4 protein-coding genes and 1 tRNA gene are annotated in these 3,973 nt (G+C 30.4%); 3 read left to right on the forward strand and 2 right to left on the reverse strand.

Annotated features, from left to right (window positions below; translation table 11 throughout):
* Positions 1-54 precede the first annotated feature (54 nt).
* Positions 55-130, forward strand: a tRNA-Phe gene (locus C661_RS0120705).
* 44 nt (positions 131-174) lie between these two features.
* On the opposite strand, the gene C661_RS0120710 is transcribed toward C661_RS0120705, so the two are convergent.
* Together C661_RS0120710 and bcp are read right to left on the reverse strand one after the other, a co-directional pair.
* Entirely contained in the window at positions 175-477 is a 303-nt protein-coding gene (locus tag C661_RS0120710; RefSeq protein WP_017417232.1) for a 2TM domain-containing protein, read from the reverse strand.
* A gap of 140 nt (positions 478-617) precedes the next feature.
* Positions 618-1,091, reverse strand: a complete 474-nt coding sequence (gene bcp, locus C661_RS22485) for a thioredoxin-dependent thiol peroxidase (RefSeq protein WP_083861732.1) — start codon at positions 1,089-1,091, stop codon at positions 618-620.
* A gap of 199 nt (positions 1,092-1,290) precedes the next feature.
* On the opposite strand from bcp, the gene C661_RS0120725 reads away from it, so the two are divergent.
* The gene (locus tag C661_RS0120725; protein WP_017417235.1) at positions 1,291-2,184 is read left to right on the forward strand and encodes a D-alanine--D-alanine ligase; all 894 of its coding nucleotides are present in this window, start codon (positions 1,291-1,293) and stop codon (positions 2,182-2,184) included.
* 29 nt (positions 2,185-2,213) lie between these two features.
* Complete coding sequence (locus tag C661_RS0120730) at positions 2,214-3,671, forward strand: aminotransferase-like domain-containing protein (RefSeq protein ID WP_017417236.1); 1,458 nt, start codon at positions 2,214-2,216, stop codon at positions 3,669-3,671.
* Positions 3,672-3,973: the final 302 nt, after the last annotated feature.

The raw sequence follows: 3,973 nt of genomic DNA on the forward strand, positions 1-3,973 counted from the left end.
CAAGAGTACTGCAAGGGAGACTTTGTGGGAGGGTAGGTGGTCGCCAGGTCATATGGCTCGATAGCTCAGTCGGTAGAGCAGAGGACTGAAAATCCTCGTGTCGCTGGTTCGATTCCTGCTCGAGCCACCAAAACCTAGTACTTTTGTACTAGGTTTTTTTAGTTTATCTATTAGTTACTTGTGCCTGTTTCTTAATTTTTCATATTCCTTATCTACAGCTTTAGAATTCATTGAAAAAAACACAGATATTCCATGACAGGCCACACCAATCCCCCAACCTATAGTGACCCATGTAGGATAGTAACCCATAATAAAGCCCGTTAAAAATGCTCCGGAACTTACCCATAAGCCAATGTTTACTAAGATATAAACTGCTAAATGAGTGTAAAATTCTCTCTTTTCTTTGACTCTTTTATAAGCCAACCTGTATAACTGTTCATCACTTAAATTACCCTTTGTTTGAAACTCTTCATTCATAAATATCCCCCTTATAATTTAATAGAATAAAAAGCATTATAGTTAATTATATATGCTAACTAGATGGATATGATGTTGTGAAAAACTACTATACTAAAAAATATCTGCAGCTAATTAGAAACATGCAGATATTTTCAGTATTAAACTAAGTTTTCTTTTATATAAGCTATTACACTATCTACATGACCGTCTACTTTTACTTTTCTAAATTCTTTTACTAAATTTCCTTTAGAATCAATTATAAAAGTACTTCTTTCAATGCCAATAGATTTTTTACCATACATGTTTTTTTCTTTAAGCACATCATATAGACTACAAACAACTTTTTCTTCATCCGATAATAGTATGTAGTTTAAATCATGTTTCTCTATAAATTTGTCATGAGACTTAAGTGAGTCCTTACTAATTCCAAAAACTATAGTGTTTAACTCTTCCAGAGTTTTTAAGCTGTCCTTAAAAGAAATAGCTTCCTTAGTTCAGCCAGGAGTATTATCTTTAGGGTAAAAGAATATAACTATGTTTTTTCCTATGTAGTTACTTAACATGTGAGTATTTCCATCACTTCCAGGCAAACTAAAATCTGGGGCTTTAATACCTTCTTGCAGTGTTTCCATTTTCCACACTCCTTTTAAAAATAGTTATTAGTTAATAGTTATTATACTACAATAACTAATCAATTATCAATTAATTAATGTACTTATTAAGTACCATACCACTAACCCATGTAATTGCTCCTAGTGTGGTTCTTACAAAATTATATAGATGAGAATAAAATAGTAGTATAAATTTTAATTTTGTAAAGGAGTTTTAAAGATGAAAATAGGAGTTATTATGGGAGGAAGTTCTCATGAAAGAGAAATTTCATTATTAACAGGTCAAGAAATAATTAACAATTTAGATGGAAATAAATATAAAGTCATCCCTATAGAAATAAGTTGTAAAAGTGAATTAATAAGAAAAGCGAAAGAAATTGACTTTGCTTTTATAGCTTTGCATGGGAGTTTTGGGGAGGATGGAACTATACAAGGAACCTTAGAGACCATGGCAATACCTTATTCAGGGAGTGGGGTCTTAGCAAGCGCATTATGTATGGATAAGGATATAGCTAAAAGAATATTTATAGCAGAAAATATAACTACTCCAAGGTGGACTATAATTACAAAAGTTCAGGATTTAGATTATAATAAAGTTAAAAGTTTAGAATATCCCTTAGTAGTAAAACCTAATAATGGGGGTTCTAGTGTAGGAACTTATATAGTGTATAAGAGAGAAGAGCTCGAAAATGCAATTATCAAATGTCTAAATTTCACCAGTGAGATTATTGTTGAGGAGTATATTAAGGGTGAAGAAATAACATGTCCTATTTTGGGTGGCAATATTTTGCCTATAATATCAATAAAGGCCAAGGCAGAATTTTTTAATTATGAAGCAAAATACAGTGATAAGGATACCATAGAAGAAATAGCGATACTTCCTAAAAATCTTATGGAACAGGTAGAAAAAATATCTATTAAGATTTGGAAAATTTTTAAGTTAAAGTCCTATGCAAGAGTGGACATGATTATAAAAGATGAAAGGATATATGTATTAGAAATTAATACTCTTCCGGGAATGACAAAAAATAGTTTATTACCTAAAAGTGCAGCTATAGCAGATATAGAGTTTAAATGCTTACTAGATAAAATCATTGAGTATTCGTGGAGTTAGCTATGTAGGTATTTAGTAAGAGGTGAAATATGTTATACAATATAGAAATAGATAAGTCTAAACCCATATATATTCAAGTGTATAGTAAAATAAAAGAATTGATAGAGAGTGGCTTGCTTCCAAGTGGAAGCAAGCTTATCTCAACCAGAGAGCTTGCAAAAATCGTGAAAGTTAGCAGGAGTACTATTATTACGGCATATGACATGTTGGCAGAGCAGGGGCTTGTATATATACAGGAAGGAAAGGGTACTTTCGTATCTCAAGTATCTGTTATAAAAAATAATAAATGGAATATTAATTGGGACAATCATATTAGTGATTATGCTAGTAAAGCTACAAAGTTAGATATAATTAAGACAGAATTAAAAAATAAGCAAGGATTTATTTCATTTAAAAGCATAGCACCTGATGAAAGTTTATTTGATATGGATGAATTTAAAAGAGCATTTTTAAATATTGTTTCGATAAAGGGAAATAAGTTACTTAGCTACGGATATGCAAAGGGGTATGAACCGCTCATTAAATACTTGTTAGATTATATGTTTAGTAAAGGGGTAGACGTAGGGAATAAGGAGATACTGATAACAAATGGATTTACTGAAGGAATGGATATAGTTTTGTCATCAATTACAGAGAAGGGTGACAAAATCATATGTGAAAACCCTACTCACAATACTGCATTAAAACTTATGAAACTTAATAATCTGGATATAATAGGGATTAGTTTTGGGGATGATGGTATTAATTTTAACGAGTTACAACGAGTATTGAGTGAGAATAAAATTAAAGCTTCGTATTTCATTCCATCATATCATAATCCCACAGGTAGAGTTATGTCATATGAAGATAGAAATATTCTGTACAATACTTTAAAAAAATATAATGTTCCTATTATCGAGGATGGGTTTAATGAAGAATTACAACATCTTAGTGATCATATGTCACCAATTGCCGCAGTAGGAGGAGAAGAAAATGGTGTTATATATATTGGTAGCTTATCTAAGATTTTATTTCCAGGATTAAGAGTAGGATGGATTCTTGCAGATAAAAATTTGATACAAACCCTAGAAAGCGTAAAAAGAAGTAGAAATATTCATACATCAGTTATAGACCAGGCTGTATTATTAGAATACTTAAAGAATGGTGGATTTGAAAAGTATGTTAAACGAATAAGAACTATATATAAAGATAAGTATAAAATTATAGTTGAAATGATAAAAAGGTATATCCCTTATAAATGGATTAGCAAAGAAGTTGCTCTATATGTATTCCTTGAACTAGATGGAGTTAATTCGAGGGAGCTATTAGAACGATGTTATAAAAGAGGAGTTTCATTCACTCCTGGAGATACCTTTTTCGTTGATCAAAAGGGATATAATACTTTACGATTAGGATTTTCAAGGTTGTCAAAGTTAGAAATTGAAATAGGCATAAAAGTAATAGGAGAAGAGGTTAAAAAGTTATTAAATAAACCTATAAATAAATGATGTTAAATAGATTTTACCTATATACTATTCCTAGTGTATCAATATATAAAATAAGGAGAAAAATCTAGTTTTTTGTAGCATTTTGCACTTAAATATAAATAATGACTTTATTACCAAGATAGATGTAGAATATATATGATAAGATATGTCTTGTCCTTAAGAACGGACAAAAAACACTTAAAACTTAAAACAACTTTTAAATTATTGGTAGAAATATTAAAAATAAAAAAGTGTTGACAAAGGTTTTAAGTGATGATAAGATATAAAAGTCGCCAGATGGTGACAACGCTACAGTGTAGCGC

The sequence above is a fragment of the Clostridium tunisiense TJ genome (genome assembly GCF_000300195.1).
Lineage (GTDB): Bacteria > Bacillota > Clostridia > Clostridiales > Clostridiaceae > Clostridium_J > Clostridium_J tunisiense.